Origin of the sequence: Paenibacillus sp. ov031, assembly GCF_900143165.1 — a bacterium.
Lineage (GTDB): Bacteria > Bacillota > Bacilli > Paenibacillales > Paenibacillaceae > Paenibacillus > Paenibacillus marchantiae.
Window position 1 is genome coordinate 1159608 of record NZ_FRDO01000001.1, and the last position, 17042, is coordinate 1176649.

Here is a 17042-nt window from a genome sequence, read left to right on the forward strand (position 1 = left end):
CAATATTTGGGGAGAAAGCCTTCTCCAAAATCCATATACTCTAATAAATTGTAAGCGTTTCCTTTTTGAAGGAGGGGGCCCATGAAGAAGTTTAAGCTTAAATATATCTCCATGATTGCACTCGTAAGCGCAGTGTTAATGGTGTCCGGCTGCCAACCAAGTGGAGCCAACCAGTCCAAGCAGGAGGAAATCACCGTCTGGAGTTTTACGGATGAAGCAGGTTATGCTATTGAAAAATTCGAGGAGAAATATCCTAACATTAAGGTGAATTTTGTCAATATTCCGGGCAATTTCTACATCACCAAGCTTAAGTCTGCACTACAGACAACGTCTAAGGCTCCGGATGTGTTTATGATCGAGAATGCAAATATAAGAGAGCTAATTGATGTGCCTTATCTGGAGAATTTATCGGCAGCACCGTATAACGCCAATGAATTAATTCCAGAGCAATATGCTTTTGTGCAGGCTAATGAGAAGGATAGCGAAGGAAATATTAGAGCGATCGGTTATCAGGGAACGCCTGGAGGTATTTATTATCGGAGAGATCTGGCCAAAGAATATTTGGGTACGGACGATCCGGAGAAGGTAGCGCCGCAAATTGATACATGGGAGAAGATATTCGAGATTGGAGAGAGAGTTGAGCAGGAGAGTGGAAATAAAGTTCATGCCCTTGCCAACTGGAATGCGATATCCAATTCATATGATGGTATCCCTTGGGTTAAGGATGGGAAGTTAGTCATCGATCCTACTTATATGAAGGTGCTTGACCTTGTTCGTGAAGCCCGTCATCGGCATGTGCTTGCAGAGTTGGATGATGGTAGTGCCGGATATGCGGCTTCGATGCAAAAAGGCCAAGTGATGTTCTATCCGGGAGCAACCTGGGCGCTGCAATACACTTTTAAGGCGAACGCTCCGGATACCGAAGGATTGTGGGGTCTCGCACCGGGGCCATCCGCTTTTAGTGCCGGTGGAACTTATATTGCGATGTACAGCAAAAGTGACAAAAAGGATCTGGCCTGGAAGTTTATTGAGTTTTATAACTTTGATCATGATTTTCTGTCTGGGCTGGCGAAGGAACAGGACTATTTCACAAGCAACATGGTCGTGAATGATCAGCTTGCGGGATCTGTATCTTCAGCGTATTTGGGAGGGCAGAAGCATTTTGAGTTTTTCTCGGAAGCAGCCAAGCAGGTTCCTGTATATGAGCGAACCAAATATGATTCAACCATTAACAATGACATCTTCAAAAATGTTCTCCAGTTGTATCTCAATAATGACATTCAGACCAAAGAAGAAGCCGTAAAACGAATCAAGCGTGATGTCAAATTGAGATTTCCGGAGCTGGAAGTGGATTAGCTTAGAAGTAAGCGAATGCCTTTTAATCATCCGATGACTGGGGGTACAAATCATGTTTGCCAAGTCAATCCGCAAAGATCATTACGGATACTATTTCATTGCTCCGTTTTTCATTCTTTTCGCCATTTTTGGGCTATACCCCATTCTGTATTCTCTCTATATCAGCTTCACCAACTTTGATGGGATTACTACGCCAGACTTCGTCGGAATGGGTAACTATATTGCTGTTCTGCAAGATCCTTTGTTCTACAAGACATTATTTAATACTCTTTTTATCTGGGGTGTCTCTGTAGTCCCACAACTTACTGTTTCGCTTGTACTCGCCTTTATCCTCAACGACAAGTTACTTAAGGGAAGAGACTTTTTCAGAGCGGTTTATTTCTTTCCCAACATCGTTACCGCTGCATCATTGGGTCTGCTTGTGAGTCTGATCTTTGATTGGCAATCCGGCGGTTTAAATCATTTTCTGGTTCAAGTTGGACTTATCGATGATCCAATTAACTGGAAAAATGATCCTTGGTTTATGCGACTGATTGTTTCATCCATTCTGTTCTTTCAATACTTTGGTTACTCCATGGTCATCTATCTGGCAGGGCTTCAGGGTATTGATCCGGCACTGCAGGAAGCCGCTCAAATGGATGGGGCGAAAAAGAAACATATTTTCATTCATATCATCGTTCCAATGCTGCGCCCAATCATTCTGTTCCAGATGATCACGTCCATTATTGGGGGTATTCAGATTTTCGATCAGCCGTTTACATTGACGAATGGAACGGGTGGTCCGGATCGTGCAGCCATGACGAGTATTATGTATCTGTATAATGTGGCATTCCAAAGTACACGTTTTGGTTATGGGGCGGCCATTGCATTCTGTCTGTTCATCATCATTATCCTGCTATCGGTCGTATCCTTCATGATGACGAAGCGCAAGAGCCGTGCATAGGGAGGGGGAAATGAAATGCCAACCGTCAAACCAGTCGAACAACAAAAAGTTACTCTACAGCAGTACGATACTGTGAGGCGTCTGACACTGGGCAAAGTCATTATTTATCTGTGTTTGATTAGCCTTGCCGTGCTCTGTATCATTCCATTTTATCTCATGCTCATCTATTCCACGCATAATAATGCGACGATTGCATCGACATTTACGTTTCTGCCCGGCCCCTTCTTGCTGGATAATTATACGAACATGGCTTCCAAAATCAATATCTGGCGCGGGTTTGCCAACAGCTTTTTCATTGCCGGAACGTCTACGGTGCTATCTTTGTATATCGGTTCACTAACGGCTTATGGCTTCGCCAAGTTCAAGTTCAAAGGTCGCAACTGGCTATTCCTGTTCTTGCTTGCGACCATGATGGTGCCTGGGCAGCTCGCGCTGATCGGGATGTATCGTCTGTTCAGTACGTTAGGTTTGCTGGACAGCTATGCAGCGATCATTTTGCCGGCAGCGGCGAATGCATTTAATGTGTTTTTTATCAAACAATTTATGGAGAGCAGCATTCCAGACGAGATTATTGAATCTGCACGTGTAGATGGTGCAGGGGAGTTCCGCACGTTCAATCAGATTGTCTTGCCCATTCTGGGCCCGGCCATATCGGCCCTTGGTATATTCACCTTTATCGGTTCGTGGAATAATTTTCTCACGCCGCTGGTCCTGTTTTTCTCCCTGGATAAATATCCGCTTCCGGTACTCGTTGCGCTGGTACAAGGATATTATGGAATGGATTACGGACTGTTGTATTTGGGTGTTGCGATCTCGATCTTGCCTATTATCATTGTCTTTGCGATATTCTCCAGACAAATTATAGGCAGCGTTGCATTAGGTGCGGTTAAGGGATAGCACGTGTACGGAAATAGTCGCCTTTTTGGCGGCTTTTTTTGTTGTTTTACATGATATTTCTATGTCGCTGGGCACTTAAATCACGGACATCGATGCCTGAAAATTGGTGGATTACCTTTTTGAAAGCCCTTTCCTAAATCTATGATATACTACGATATGACTGAATACTATGTACACCAAGATAGTCCCCTTATAGTTTGCCTTCACTTTACTTGCAAAGGAGATGTCATGATGTTTAATGTTCTTGTTGTTGACGATGAGTGCGTGCAAAGAGAAGGCATTAAGGATTTGATCTCTCACTACGGCTTTCCCTTTCAAGTATTGGAAGCCGAGAACGGAAAGAGCGCAGAGCGAATTCTGGTAGAGAACGCGATTGATATCCTCATCACCGACGTCAAAATGCCTCTTATGGACGGACTAGAGCTTAGCAAACAAGCCAGGAAAACGCAGCAGAATATAAAGATTGTGATCTGCAGCGGTTATGATGAATTTGAATATGCCCGCAGTGCCATTCGACTGGGTGTGGTTAATTATTTGCTCAAGCCACTGGTTAGGGAAGAGTTTGTACAGGTGATGGAGGATATCACGCAGATCCGTGCTTATGGCGGAGGTCCCGAACCGGAATCCGTGGAATCGAAGGTCATTCGACAGGTGAAGGATTATGTGAAGGATAACCATCAGAGAGATATTTCATTATCCGAGGCAGCCCACGATGTTTATCTATCGCCAGGGTATTTGAGCATTTTGTTTAAAAAAGAGACCGGGGAGAACTTCTCGAAATATTTGACCGATTATCGTTTGCGGCGTGCAAGCCATCTGCTGGCTCATTCGAATATGAAAATCAATGATATTGCAGGGGCCGTTGGCATCGACAATCATTCTTATTTTGCCAAGCTGTTCAGAAACAGGTTTGGCGTCAGTCCGTTACAGTTCAGAGAGTGCGGGGTGCTTCATGATCGGATGGATCAAGAGCAAATTCAATGATATCAGGTTCCGAAACAAGCTGCTGTTATCCCATTTGGTGATTGCACTCATTCCGATCCTTCTGCTTGGACTGCTCTCCTTCATACAGTCTTACCGTATTCAAATGAAGGAGTTGCGGAGCGAAGCTGAAGCGAGTCTGGAGCAGGTGGCTAACATTATGGACTATAAGATTAATCGCTACAATACGCTAAGTGAGTTCATGGTGCTTAATCGGGACTTATCGCAAATATTTACGAAAGACTACGAAGATAATTATTATAATATGTACCTGGATTTCCGGGACATTCTGGAGCCATTGATCTCGAACATCCGGCTGATGGATGATGATATTGAAGGCATTACCTTTTATACATCCGGGAAGTTATTGGGAATCCGCAATAATATTTTGCCAATTGGGGATCTCAAGAGTAAGGCTTGGTATGACGGATTTCGAGGCAGGCGTTGGATTGTGGATGGGGAGAAGCTTTATCTCGTTCAGGAACTGATCAGCAATCCAAAAGACAGCAATTTTATGGTGATCTCCATTCAGCATGATAGCATCTTTGCAGATCTGGACAATCTGTCGGAACATGTAGCTGTTCATATTGAGGACGCGAAGCAGCATGTGATATTTCAGGAAAACCAAAAGCGTGTTGCTGTGGCCGCAGGTTCGAAAGTTGGGGAGTCTGGCGATCTAAGTCTTAGCCGCTCACTCGCCAACAACGGCTGGACCATTCACTATAATCTGCTGAATACCAATGCGTACGCCAATGCAATGAGTATTTTTCAAATTACGCTGTTTGTCATCATCCTCAGCCTAGTCATTACCTTCCTGCTCATTTATGTCATCTCTAATAACTTTACGCAAAGAATTATCCATATCAAGAACAAGGTGGACAAGGTAGAGCGGAACAATCTGGATGTGATTATCCGGAGTTCATCCAGGGATGAATTTGGTGAGCTGACTAACGGTATCGGTAAAATGCTGACAAGGATCAACAGCCTGATCTCTCAGGTGTATCACGCCGAAATTGCCAAGAAGGAAAGTGAATATAACAAGTTGATTAGTCAGATCAACCCTCACTTCCTGTACAATACCCTTTCATTTATACGCTGGAGGGCCGAGAAAAAGGCGGATATAGAAACGAGTTATATGGTATCTGCATTAGCCCGTTTCTATAGAACAACACTAAACCAGGGGAAGAATATGGCCACCATTGAGGCTGAGGTGCAGCATATTAAAGCGTATCTGGATTTGCAGCTCATCATGAACGATGGCCGATTTGATGTGGATTACCATATCAATGACGAGGTATTACATACCGAGGTGATTCATTTTATTTTGCAGCCAATTGTGGAAAATGCCATCAAGCATGGTTTTGTGGAGGCAGATGCGATAGATTATCGCATTCACATTACAGTTAACCGGGTGGGAGAAGGGATTAAACTAACCGTTTGTGATAACGGTGTTGGCATGACGCCTATGCAGACGGCAGGGTTGTTAACAGGAGAGAACGGCGGATGTGGTGTTCGGAACGTTAATGACCGAATCAAGCTGTATTATGGTCGGGATTACGGGCTCGTTATTCATAGTGAGCCAGGCAGCGGAACGGAAGTGTCAATCGTCCTTCCGGCAACATGATAGAGTGTATAGTTACATTAAAAACATAGTGCTAGTACGGAAGCGGTTGCTGTTGCGACCGCTTATTTGTTACTGTTATAAACTTTTAATACAGAGAAATAAAGTAAATTGGAGGTCATAAAAAAAGTGTTACATATCCGAAAAATGTGGCATATACGCCAATTGTGAAAACGCATACAATTTGGTTATCAAAAGCAAATCAGATAAAGGGGATGACAGAATGAAGAAGCGCAGTAAGATGGCTACGCTGCTGATCGGAAGCATGATGATAGCTGTAGTCAGTGGTTGTACAGGGGGCAATAACGAGAGTGCACAACCGCAAATTTCACAACAGGACTATGAACCTTATGGTAAATATGAGACACCCGTGGAATTTACGATTGGCCGAAATACCAATCATGTGAACAATCTGCCTGCCGGCGATACCATTGAAAACAATTTGGCTACACGCTATGTAGAAGACCGGGTGAACGTCAAAGCCAAGGTGGCTTGGGAAACAGATGATATGGATCAGAAGCTGTCACTCTCGATGACGACAGGTGACCTCCCGGATGTAATGCTTGTCAGCCGCGAAATATTTAATCAACTGGTGGATAACGATCTCATTGCCGACATGACAGAGGTTTATGAGAAGACAGCATCCGAGGGTGTTAAAAATATTTATGGTTCCTACGGAGATTTGCTGCTGAATCAGGTAAAGGTGGATGGTAAAATCATGGGTCTGCCCATGACGAATATCGGAAACCAGCACCAATTGCTGTGGGTCCGGAAGGATTGGGTGGATAAAGTAGGCGCGAAGCTCCCGGAATCCGTCGAGGATGTATGGAATCTTGCGAGAACGTTTGTGGAGAAGGACGTTTCGGGAACAGGCAAGACGGTAGGTATGGTCATGGATTCCAATGCGATGAACTTTACGCCGATCTTTGCTGCGCACGGTGCCTTTCCGATGAACTGGATTCAGAAGAACGGTCAGGTTGAATATGGATCTGTTCAACCGGAAGTGAAGCAAGCGCTGACAGAGCTGAGCGCCATGTATAAAGAAGGTTTGATTGATAAACAGTTTGCTGTCCGGTCGAGTGAAGAGAAGGAAGCTCTCGTCATCAACGGACAGGCCGGAATGGTGTTTAATCCATGGTGGATCGGCTACACCAACTACAAGGATTCCATTAAACAAGATCCTGAAGCAGTCTGGGTTGCCGTATCTGCACCAGTGGATGAAAATGGCAAGTTCAAGACGATCCGGCAAGATCCGGTGGGCGGTGGTATCGTCGTTGTGAAGAAGGATTTTGCTCATCCTGAAGCGATTATGAAATCAGTCAATTTAACAACGGATTTCCTGTACTCCTTAACGGAGGACGCAATCAATTACAAGAAAGAGCATGCTGACGAGTTGCTCACCGATGCAAGCCGCTGGAACAATGATCCTACCCAGATTCCGATGCAAGTGGATTATGACGATGTGCTAAAGCGGTATTACGATGATCTGATCAAGGCGGATGAGGCCGGAGATGCTTCCGCTGTTCAGGAAGATCGAATGGTTTCTTTCAAGGCCTATCAGGAATTCAAAGAGAAAGGTAATGCGATCGATGCAAACACTTATGGTGAATATCTCTCCCGGATCGAGGGACAGCGTGAGGCGAATAATCCGAATTTGGAAGTGATTCCCGCAGGCTTCTACGGAACAACCGAGACGATGAAGCTGAAGTGGGCGAATCTGCAGAAGCTCGAAGAGGAAACCATGCTCAAGATCATTATGGGGGAAGCTCCTGTAGATGAATTCGATAAGTTTGTTGACACTTGGAAACGTACGGGTGGTGACGAGATTACAGAAGAAGTCAACGAGATGAGCAACAGATAAGGATCGCGTGAGCTTAGGTGCGGAAGCCTGATGGTGGACTTCCGCACGGGCTTTCGTCGATAAAGCCTGTCCAATTAGGCACATGATGGAGGTGGAAAGGACAATGCCGCAAATGGAAACAACCGTTAATCAAGAGCGGGAAGTGCGTTACCGGAGCAAAAAGAAACGTAAAACCTTTGACGAAATGACCTATCATTTTATGCTGCTGCCTGGCATGATCATGCTGTTCATTTTCTCAATTGTACCGATGTTCGGGGTCGTGATGGCATTCCAAAAGTTCATTCCCGCCAAAGGAATATTCGGGTCAAAGTGGGCAGGGCTTTCCAATTTCACATATATGTTTCAACTGCCGGACGCGAAGCAGATTTTCATTAATACATTGGTTATCGCGGTTGGAAAGATTGCTCTAGGGTTGATTGTACCCATCGTATTCGCTTTGCTGTTAAATGAGGTGCGTCTGAAAGTATTCAAGAGTACAATTCAAACCATCGTCTATTTGCCGCATTTTATGTCCTGGGTGGTTCTGGGCACCATGCTGACCATGATCTTTTCTTTCGATGGCATGGTGAATAACTTCCTTGAGTTTCTCGGACTGGAGCGGATTATGTTTCTGGCGAGTAATGACTGGTTTAGGCCGCTGCTCATTGTGACGGATACGTGGAAGGAATTTGGCTACGGGACGATTGTCTATCTGGCTGCATTAACGGCAATCAACCCTGCATTGTACGAATCTGCCGCAATGGACGGCGCAAGTCGCTGGAAACAGACGCTGAATATCACGCTGCCGGGTATGTTCCCAACGATTATCCTGCTGGGTACGCTGAGTCTTGGTAATGTACTGAATGCGGGTTTTGATCAGGTGTTTAACCTGTATAATCCGCTGGTATATGAAACGGGCGATATTATCGATACTTTTGTATACCGTATGGGTCTGATCAACATGCAATATTCATTTGCAACAGCGATTGGACTGATGAAATCGGTGATCAGCTTTGTTCTGATCGTGATTTCCTACAGACTGGCTTCGAGGTATGCGGGGTACAGAATTTTCTAGGAGGGTTAGCATGATTCAATCCAAATCGCTCGGCTCCAGGCTATCCCGCCTGTTGATTATGTTTGCGTTAATTCTGATTACGTTCATGTCCTTGGCGCCGATTGTCAATACCATTATGGTGTCCGTCAGCAGCAGTACAGCTGTTAATGCAGGTCGGGTCTATTTTTTTCCAGTGGAGCTGAATTTCTCATCGTATGGCCAGATTCTGAATGATACGAAGTTTTGGAAGGCTTTTTTCATCTCGGTCGAGCGGGTGGTGCTTGGGGGAGCAATCAACATGTTTTTGACCATTCTCATGGCCTATCCGTTGTCACGAAGCGTCACACAATTCAGATCGAGAAACACATATATGTGGATTATTGTGTTTACTATGCTTTTCAGCGGGGGGATCGTTCCATGGTATATGGTCATCAGCAAGTTGGGGTTGATCAACAGCATTTGGGCGCTGGTTCTGCCGGGGGCAGTTCCTGTCTTTAATGTGATTCTCCTCATGAACTTCTTCAAGGGAATTCCAAAGGAACTGGAAGAGGCCGCATTTATTGACGGTGCCAGTCCGCTTAAAATTCTGCTCAAAATCTTCATCCCCATTTCCATGCCGAGTCTGGCAACGATCATGCTGTTTGTTATTGTTGGGCACTGGAACAATTTCTTTGACGGCATCATTCTGATTAACGACAGCTCCAAAATCCCGCTCCAGACCTATCTGCAGCAGCTCAGCCTCACACGTGATCAGATGCAGAATCTTTCGGTCGAACAGCTGCAGCAGTTCAATAAAATCTCCAATACAACGTTGAATTCTGCCAAAATTCTGGTATCCATGATTCCCATTCTGATGATATATCCTTTTCTGCAACGTTATCTAATCCACGGAATCGTACTTGGAGCCGTAAAAGAATAGTTCTGGTTATCAGCATCATCTGCAGTTCTGCCTGAGAAATATGGAAGGGGGTGAAGGAACACCGTCAGGGACAGGCGTGAACAGAGCTGGAGCAAGGGATTGACACTGCTTTACGGGTAAAACTGTTAGTTATACGTCGATTGGAGAAGGGAAGGGATCTGATGAGCAAAAGGAAAATGGTTAGCCTCACGCTGGTACTCAGCATTATTCTGGTCACCACCATGGGGGCAACAAGCGGTGGCAAGAATCGCTATGCAGATCAGGCGCAGTGGTCGCAAGAGAAGCTGCATGAATACTACTGGAACGATGCATCAAAAATGATGAATAATGCTTACCCATCAACACCAGAAGGTGAACAGGCCTTAAATTACTGGTGGAAGGCTCATGCGGTCGATGCATTGGTGGACGGATACGAACGTACAGGAGACAAGGCCTACACTGAGCGTGCGGAAGAACTCGTTCGCAGTATCATTGCACGAAATGGTTCACTTCACAATGAATTCTACGATGATATGGAATGGCTCGCGCTCGCCGGGCTTCGTCTGTATGATGCAACAGGCAGTGAAGAGATGAAGGGATACGTAATGGAGTTGTGGGATGACATCAAGACCGCCTGGTGGGAAGATGAGCTTGGCGGTATGGCTTGGAAAAAGGATCAGCGTTATAACCGAAATGCATGCTCCAACGGGCCTGCCGCTATCTTGGCTGCAAGGCTGTATGAACGTTTTGGCGATGCGAGGGATCTGGAATGGGCCAAAAAAATATATGATTGGGAGAAACAACATCTGGTTAATCCGCAAACGGGCCTGGTAGCGGATGGTTTGGTGCTGAAGGAGGATGGCACACTGGATGTGAATGAAGCATGGATCTTTACGTACAATCAAGGAACGTTTATCGGAGCAGGTGTTGAACTCTACCGGATAACAGGGAAGAAGACGTATTTGAAAGATGCCGAGAAAACCGCAGCTGGTTCTTTGAAAACCTTAACGGATGAGAAGACGGGCATATTTAAAGAGGACGGCGACGGGGACGGTGCGTTGTTCAAAGGCATCCTGATCCGCTACATGGTTGAGTTGTATGAAGTCGGGCATAACAAGAGCCTGAAAAAGGCAGTCTATCGCAATGCCGATGCCTTACTGAAAGGTAGCCGGGACAATGGATTGTTCGGTCAAGCTTGGGGGAAAGCAGCCCAGAACCCACTCGACCTTACGGCTCAGCTCAGCGGCGTATTTCTGCTGGAAGGAGCTGCTAAGCTGGAAGACGGCAAAGCGGATAAGCCAGGTGAACCGGATAGACCAGTGAAGAAGTAGCCGTTTGAGTGGAAGATAGGTTAATAGGATAGTAATGATTAGAGGTCAGCGCCTGCATGAGTCTTTCCAAGAGAAAGATCATGCGGTGCTGTTATGTTCCGGTGTCACTGTTAAACGGTAAATCAGCGGTGAGGCTTCATTCGAAAAAAGCATCGTACCCGCTTACTCAGGGTACGATGCTTTTATGCGTCTGCAGATTCAGTGTAAGTATGGTTATTACTTGCTAGGGGGTAAGTGGTAGCTTTCTCGGATTAGGGAGAAATAGTCATCAGCACGGACAACCTTGAATTCTGTTCCGAGTTCTTCGGTGATCGCCAGTGCATCGGATGGAGTCGTACTCCATGCAAGCAATCCAAGGGAAACGAACAATGGCGATTTACCATCCCAATTCGCTTTCGCTTCATTCAGCACCTGTAATCCATCCTGCACGGTACTTATCCCACGAATTGTGGATACGGGCAGGCTATCATCAACGATTTCCACACCATAGTTGTCTTCATAGCTGATGAATAAGCCGGGTGAATGATAATCCTGTGCATAAGCCTTGGCTTTAAATGGCGTGAGAGGTACATTCTCGCTGTCTACACGGTTCAACACATAAGGAATGGTCATGCCAGTCTTTTTCATATATTTTTCAGTTTGCTGCAAAAATTGCCGGAAGCTTGAGTCGGGCCATGCCTCTGGATAGAAGTATCCTGCACCGGATGGTCCTGCGATCAGCAGATCATTCGGGGTTGCGGTGTTCACATAATAATTCAATATTGCTGGTGCACCTTCGTAGAGAAGCGGGCTTGAAGTCCAGTTAATCGGAACCTTACCCCTGGCCGGATCATCCCACATCACACGCATGCGATGCTGGTTATACTGAAAATTATCGCCTTCCGTAAAGGTATACGTTACATAGATTTTGTTCTCCAGCGCAGGTCGCGGAGATTTTTTCACCGGGGTGAGATTCGGTTTTGTCCCCGAGAAAACAGTCAGGTTGCTGAACCAATCCGCTGCGAGAACATAGACGCCATATCGAGATGCGATCTCAACGGAGCTGAACTCACCTTCGACATCATTGCTAAACCAGCCAAGGTAGGGAGTTCCGGGTTTTACATCAGACATGATCTTCTCGAAGAGTGCTTTTTGCTCAGGTATATTGGAATCCAACCAGAATACCATCGCTTTATTAGCGACTGCATAATCCCTTAAATATGCATAGGGCTCCCGTTGCTCAGCCGAGAGAGGGCGGATATTACCCGCGGATACTTTATACTGATTCCACATGTCCACTTCAGCCGTCAGGTTCTGAGTACCCGCAGGAGGAGTGAATTCATACACAAAATAATTGCCATTATCGGCGAAACGGTGGCCGCCTTCTCCTTCAGCAACCTTGGAATTCTGTCTATCATACAGGAATTGTTCTTCTTCCGGTGTTCCTGCGATAAAGTTAGCGATCTCTTTTCCATCCGCCTTGACCGTAATCTCATGTACAGCCGGTCCCCAGCCATCCTGAGTGAAAGCGTCATCAAATCGGAGATATACTGAAGATTTTCCCAAGAGTGAAGAAAGATCCAGGGAATACGTGTCACGGTTGCTTGCATCTCGAATCTGTTGTTTTTCCTCCGCAATCGTAACAAAGGATTCAGGCATGCCGGATGGTATGCGAATCGCCGTATCCGGATCAAGTCCAACTAACATCTGGTGGTTCGTTTTCTTCCACAGATTCTCATATTGCCAGGTATAGGCATCTATCCGACTATTGAATTTACCCCGCAGGTCATCTACAATCTTCAATTTGTAAGGGGCTTTGGACAATTTGACTGCTAACTCGGGACTGGCAACCACAGCATTCTTCAGTCCTGCGAGCGTGGTTGCTACGTTAATCGTATCAGGTACTTTGGGATCATATACAACCATGCCTTTGACTTCGTTGCGATAAGCAGAGAACACTTCCCAATAATCCTGATGAAGCGTGTAAGGCACCTTGATGTCCTTAAGCCAGGTCAATTTTCCTTCTTCCTGGGACTCAATCAGATAGATTCGGGGTTGTTCTCTGTTAACGATACCCTGTAATGTTCCCAGCAACAATTTGATGTCACCTGGCGCATCATAGATGTCGGCTGCATCCAAATGTTTCGGCTTTTTGAAACTTGGCAGTTCACGGTGTTTGGACCCATCAGGTTTGGCTGTCTGTACATCCGTTTCCGTAGCTGAAGCAGCGCCGGCGGTTAATGAAAAAGCGCATATGAGAGCTAAACAGAGCATCGTGAATCTACGAGCCATGGCGAATTCACTCCTTGTTATAGTCAAGAATTAGAGTATGTGCCCGTAATACCCACCCTCCTCTTGTGGCCAAAAGCCAATCCACACATCTCTATCCAACACATATTAAATATATTCATATATAATTTTACAAGGGGTTCGACAAAACTTCCCATTATTCCTGGAAATCAGGCATATTAAATGCGATGATATTAAGGAGATAATCTTTGCAACTGCAGATAAGCTCAGCTTGTTTATTGCACTTGCAGGTGAAAGGATATATTATATATCTCAAATATTATGAATGAATTGGTGATGTGATCAAAATGAGTACAAATGATCGAATTCCACTGTATCAACAAATCCAGGACTATATCAGACATGTCATAACTCAAGAAAATATGAAACCCGGTGATCGCATACCGACAGAGAAGGAACTGATGGATCAGTTTCAGGTCAGTAAAATTACAGTTGCCAATGCCTTGACCGGATTAGCAAATGAAAAGTTAATTGCGCGTGTGCCGGGGAAAGGCAGTTTTGTAGCTGAAGAAGCGGATGATAGTGCTTCTATGACCTCATCGCAAGCGAACACAATGAAAGGTAGAGAGGGGACACTGTCTACAGGAATGATTGGCATCATTGTGCCCTCCATCCATGATTATTTTGCCATCAGGCTCGTTGAGGGAATTGAGCAAGCCTTGCGTGACGAAGGATATCGCAGCATGATCATGTTTACACATGGCAAGGTGGATAAAGAGAAGGATGTCATCAAGGAAATGAAGGCGCTTGGGGCAGAAGGTCTATTAATCTTTCCTGTTGATGAAGAGAACTACAACGAGGAGATCCTTGGCATGAAGCTCTCGGGTTTTCCTTTTGTACTGATGGACCGTTATTTGCCAGGGGTCGAGACACATTATATTGCGGCAGATGGCAGACGGGGCACAAGGCTAGCTGTGGAGCATCTTTGGGAGCTGGGACACCGGGATATCGCTATTTGCTCGGATTCTCCCCTTCAGACAGTTACGGTTCAGGAGCGGATCGAAGGTTATATTGAGGCTTTAAAAGGCAAAGGTGCGTTAATTAATCCTGCTCATATGATCACAGATTTCCAACCGCTAACTGAACTTAAGGAAGCGGAGGCCCACCCTTTGTATCGATATATCCAAAATCGAATGGTCACAGCCTATGTTTCGCTTAACGGCAGGTTAGGTGTGCAAATCTATCAAATGACCAAACAAGCAGGGCTTCGAGTGCCTGAAGATGTATCGATAGTAAGCTTCGATGATCCCACCTCAATCGTGGAGGAATTCAGTATATTTACCCATGTTAAGCAATTTGAGCGGGATATGGGGTATCGGGCGGCTGCTAAATTACTTGAAGTATTACGTGGTCATGGGGAAACGAAAAGTTATAGCAAAATGCTGATTGAACCCGAACTGGTCGTACGTCAAACTACCGGAACGGTTCCTCAAGCTTAATTTAACAAGAAAAGAAAACCTTTTCCGTAGAGAAGCGGAGAAGGTTTTTTTTATGTTTGTATAAAAAACATATTGAATATATTCATATCATATATTATAGTCTAGAAAAAGATGGATAGTCATACATTGCAACCCAAATCAAATACGAGCTTGGGGAGGTTAAGAAAATGGCACGAGATCGAAAGGAAGAGCGTACGGGATTTCAAGAATCTGCTGCTTACCATCCGGATTATGATCTGCAGACTGACTTTGTGATGGTTTACGGGATTGATGAGTCGATGCAGGAACGCATTCTGAAGTGGAAAGAAAAAGGATATGTGGTTCATTTGATGACAGGAGTTGCTTGGGGGACCTACAACAGCTATTTGGATGGTGAGGTCGATGGAGCAACACATTGGGATGAAGCTCAAATGGACCGGGAAGGCAACATGATTCTTCATGGGAGCGAGCCAGTCATTCCATACATGGTGCCTACCATTTCCTTTGGTCACTACATAGCGGATCGAATACGTGTTGCCGTTGACGCCGGTGTGGAAGCCATCCATCTGGAGGAACCTGAATTCTGGGTAAACGGAGGCTATTCAGAAGCTTTTAAACGGGAATGGCAGTTGTATTACAAAGAGCCTTGGATTCCGCCACATGCTTCACCTGATGCCCAATTTCGAGCTTCCAAATTAAAAGCGTATTTATATACACGTGTCCTGGACCGATTATGTGCCGAGATGAAGGACTACGCGTTAAAACGTTATGGTCGTGTCCTTCGCTTTTATGTTCCGACTCATAGTCTGATTAATTACACACAGTGGCGTATTGTCAGTCCACAATCTCAGCTTCTAGAGCTGCCCTCCATCGATGGGTATATTGCACAGATCTGGACCGGGACATCCCGAACCCCCAATGTGTATGAAGGGTTGCGTAAGGAACGTACGTTTGAAACCGCTTACCTTGAATATGGCGTCATGCAGGAACTGGTTCGTGGGACCGACAGACGAATGTGGTTCCTGCATGATCCGATCGAAGATAACCCGAATTATACCTGGGCTGATTACCGCCAGAACTATTTAAAAACGGTGGTTGCCTCACTGCTGCATCCCGGGGTCGCCCATTATGAAGTCGCACCTTGGCCTCGACGAATCTTTCAAGGCACTTATCCATCCGAGGATGGCTCTGGCAAGGAGCAAATTCCGTCAGACTATGCCACAACTTTGCTTCAGGTCATGCACACGCTTGGTAACATGAATCAGGATGTGATTGAAACAGCAGAGGAGACATTACAAGTTGGCGTTTTTATTGCAGACTCAGCAATGTTTCAACGAATGAAGTCAGATCCCAATGCAGCTCATGCCGGTAAATACGATGGGACAGATCCTGAAGGATTCCAGGAGGATGGCGATACAGAACTGCTCGATTTTTCTCCTTTTTACGGTCTGACACTGCCGTTATTGAAACATGGTATTCCTGTCCGTCCACTTCAACTGGATAATGTAAGGCGGTATCCGGGTTACTTGGCAACTTATCGTGTACTTATACTGAGCTATGAATTTATCAAACCGGAATATCCGGACATTCATTATGCCCTTGCACAGTGGGTACAGGATGGCGGAGTGTTAATCTATGTAGGCGATGACAGCGACCTGTATCACGACATTCGTGCGTGGTGGAATCATGACCGCAAGCAAGGGCAGTCAGATCAGTCGTATAACTCCCCTCGAGCACATTTGTTTGAACAGCTAGGTCTAAAAGATAAGAGGCAAGGTGTCAATAAGGTAGGAAAAGGGGTAGTTTGCTGGCTGGATGAACATCCGGCTGACTTCACTTTATCCAAGGCAGGGGCTGATCGGCTGCGCCAATCTGTGAAAGAAACGTTGGAAGCTGTCCACGGACCAGAACTACAGTGGGAATCGAAGCCTTATTTCAAAATTAGACGAGGTCCCTATCTAATCGTATCGGTTCTCGATGAATCGGTCAGCGAAGAGGCAGTAGTCATTCCAGGTCCGATTGTGGATTTGTTTGATTCAAAGCTCTCAGTGCTGAACCAGGTGACCCTAAATCCGGGAGAGCAAGCCTTGCTCTATGATATTGAAGCGGGTCGTCCAACGGCTGGAGAAGTATCCGTCATTGCTGCTTCTTCCCGAATAGAAGGTCTGTCTCAGTCGGCCACAGGTTTTCGATTCATTGCAAGAGGACCTTCCAACATGAAGGCAACAGCAAGGTTCTATTGCAAGGCCAGACCATTATCCGCCCAGTATGTCATTCAAGAGCAGATGGTCCCCGTGGTATGGGAATGGGACCCGGATTCAAAGACAGTGCTTCTTCAGTACGAACATGGCAACGAGAACAATGCAGAGGTTCATGTCCGCTGGACTTCCTGAATTCACAATACAACCTGATTG

12 protein-coding genes are annotated in these 17042 nt (G+C 45.6%); 11 read left to right on the forward strand and 1 reads right to left on the reverse strand.

Annotated features, from left to right (window positions below):
• The first annotated feature begins 81 nt into the window (after positions 1-81).
• The 9 genes from BUA17_RS05055 to BUA17_RS05095 all read left to right on the forward strand — a co-directional run bounded on the left by BUA17_RS05055 (position 82) and on the right by BUA17_RS05095 (position 10921).
• Positions 82-1356: an ABC transporter substrate-binding protein gene (locus BUA17_RS05055; RefSeq protein WP_072732802.1), complete on the forward strand. Its 1275-nt coding sequence runs from the start codon at positions 82-84 to the stop codon at positions 1354-1356.
• A 52-nt stretch (positions 1357-1408) separates the two neighbouring features.
• Positions 1409-2299, forward strand: coding sequence for a carbohydrate ABC transporter permease (locus BUA17_RS05060; protein ID WP_063565078.1), 891 nt, complete (start codon positions 1409-1411; stop codon positions 2297-2299).
• Positions 2300-2314: 15 nt separating this feature from the next.
• Positions 2315-3196 carry a carbohydrate ABC transporter permease gene (locus BUA17_RS05065; RefSeq protein ID WP_064638483.1) on the forward strand — a complete coding sequence of 294 codons (882 nt, stop codon included), beginning with the start codon at positions 2315-2317 and terminating at the stop codon, positions 3194-3196.
• A gap of 228 nt (positions 3197-3424) precedes the next feature.
• Entirely contained in the window at positions 3425-4180 is a 756-nt protein-coding gene (locus tag BUA17_RS05070) for a response regulator transcription factor (RefSeq protein ID WP_083584581.1), read from the forward strand.
• The gene (locus tag BUA17_RS05075; RefSeq protein ID WP_072732803.1) at positions 4149-5801 is read left to right on the forward strand and encodes a sensor histidine kinase; all 1653 of its coding nucleotides are present in this window, start codon (positions 4149-4151) and stop codon (positions 5799-5801) included. Before BUA17_RS05070 ends, BUA17_RS05075 begins: the two co-directional genes overlap by 32 nt.
• Before the next feature lie 220 nt (positions 5802-6021).
• Entirely contained in the window at positions 6022-7659 is a 1638-nt protein-coding gene (locus BUA17_RS05080) for an extracellular solute-binding protein (protein ID WP_064638480.1), read from the forward strand.
• A 184-nt stretch (positions 7660-7843) separates the two neighbouring features.
• Positions 7844-8713 carry an ABC transporter permease gene (locus BUA17_RS05085; protein WP_063565231.1) on the forward strand — a complete coding sequence of 290 codons (870 nt, stop codon included), beginning with the start codon at positions 7844-7846 and terminating at the stop codon, positions 8711-8713.
• Positions 8714-8723: 10 nt separating this feature from the next.
• Entirely contained in the window at positions 8724-9611 is an 888-nt protein-coding gene (locus BUA17_RS05090; RefSeq protein ID WP_063565073.1) for a carbohydrate ABC transporter permease, read from the forward strand.
• A 161-nt stretch (positions 9612-9772) separates the two neighbouring features.
• Positions 9773-10921 carry a glycoside hydrolase family 76 protein gene (locus BUA17_RS05095; RefSeq protein ID WP_083584582.1) on the forward strand — a complete coding sequence of 383 codons (1149 nt, stop codon included), beginning with the start codon at positions 9773-9775 and terminating at the stop codon, positions 10919-10921.
• Positions 10922-11137: 216 nt separating this feature from the next.
• Here BUA17_RS05095 and BUA17_RS05100 read toward each other — a convergent pair whose 3' ends face one another.
• Entirely contained in the window at positions 11138-13192 is a 2055-nt protein-coding gene (locus BUA17_RS05100; RefSeq protein ID WP_072732804.1) for a GxGYxYP domain-containing protein, read from the reverse strand.
• 305 nt (positions 13193-13497) lie between these two features.
• On the opposite strand from BUA17_RS05100, the gene BUA17_RS05105 reads away from it, so the two are divergent.
• Together BUA17_RS05105 and BUA17_RS05110 are read left to right on the forward strand one after the other, a co-directional pair.
• On the forward strand, positions 13498-14649 hold the full coding sequence (locus BUA17_RS05105; RefSeq protein WP_072732805.1) for a GntR family transcriptional regulator: 1152 nt from the start codon (positions 13498-13500) through the stop codon (positions 14647-14649).
• Between the two features lie 167 nt (positions 14650-14816).
• Positions 14817-17021, forward strand: coding sequence for a hypothetical protein (locus tag BUA17_RS05110; RefSeq protein WP_072732806.1), 2205 nt, complete (start codon positions 14817-14819; stop codon positions 17019-17021).
• Positions 17022-17042: the final 21 nt, after the last annotated feature.

Excerpts from the sequence above, each read along its gene's own strand:
- BUA17_RS05055 (WP_072732802.1), top strand. The coding sequence starts at position 82 with ATGAAGAAGTTTAAGCTTAAATATATCTCCATGATTGCACTCGTAAGC.
- BUA17_RS05060 (WP_063565078.1), top strand. The coding sequence starts at position 1,409 with ATGTTTGCCAAGTCAATCCGCAAAGATCATTACGGATACTATTTCATT.
- BUA17_RS05065 (WP_064638483.1), top strand. The coding sequence starts at position 2,315 with ATGCCAACCGTCAAACCAGTCGAACAACAAAAAGTTACTCTACAGCAG.
- BUA17_RS05070 (WP_083584581.1), top strand. The coding sequence starts at position 3,425 with ATGATGTTTAATGTTCTTGTTGTTGACGATGAGTGCGTGCAAAGAGAA.
- BUA17_RS05075 (WP_072732803.1), top strand. The coding sequence starts at position 4,149 with ATGATCGGATGGATCAAGAGCAAATTCAATGATATCAGGTTCCGAAAC.
- BUA17_RS05080 (WP_064638480.1), top strand. The coding sequence starts at position 6,022 with ATGAAGAAGCGCAGTAAGATGGCTACGCTGCTGATCGGAAGCATGATG.
- BUA17_RS05085 (WP_063565231.1), top strand. The coding sequence starts at position 7,844 with ATGACCTATCATTTTATGCTGCTGCCTGGCATGATCATGCTGTTCATT.
- BUA17_RS05090 (WP_063565073.1), top strand. The coding sequence starts at position 8,724 with ATGATTCAATCCAAATCGCTCGGCTCCAGGCTATCCCGCCTGTTGATT.
- BUA17_RS05095 (WP_083584582.1), top strand. The coding sequence starts at position 9,773 with ATGAGCAAAAGGAAAATGGTTAGCCTCACGCTGGTACTCAGCATTATT.
- BUA17_RS05100 (WP_072732804.1), bottom strand. The coding sequence starts at position 13,192 with ATGGCTCGTAGATTCACGATGCTCTGTTTAGCTCTCATATGCGCTTTT.
- BUA17_RS05105 (WP_072732805.1), top strand. The coding sequence starts at position 13,498 with ATGAGTACAAATGATCGAATTCCACTGTATCAACAAATCCAGGACTAT.
- BUA17_RS05110 (WP_072732806.1), top strand. The coding sequence starts at position 14,817 with ATGGCACGAGATCGAAAGGAAGAGCGTACGGGATTTCAAGAATCTGCT.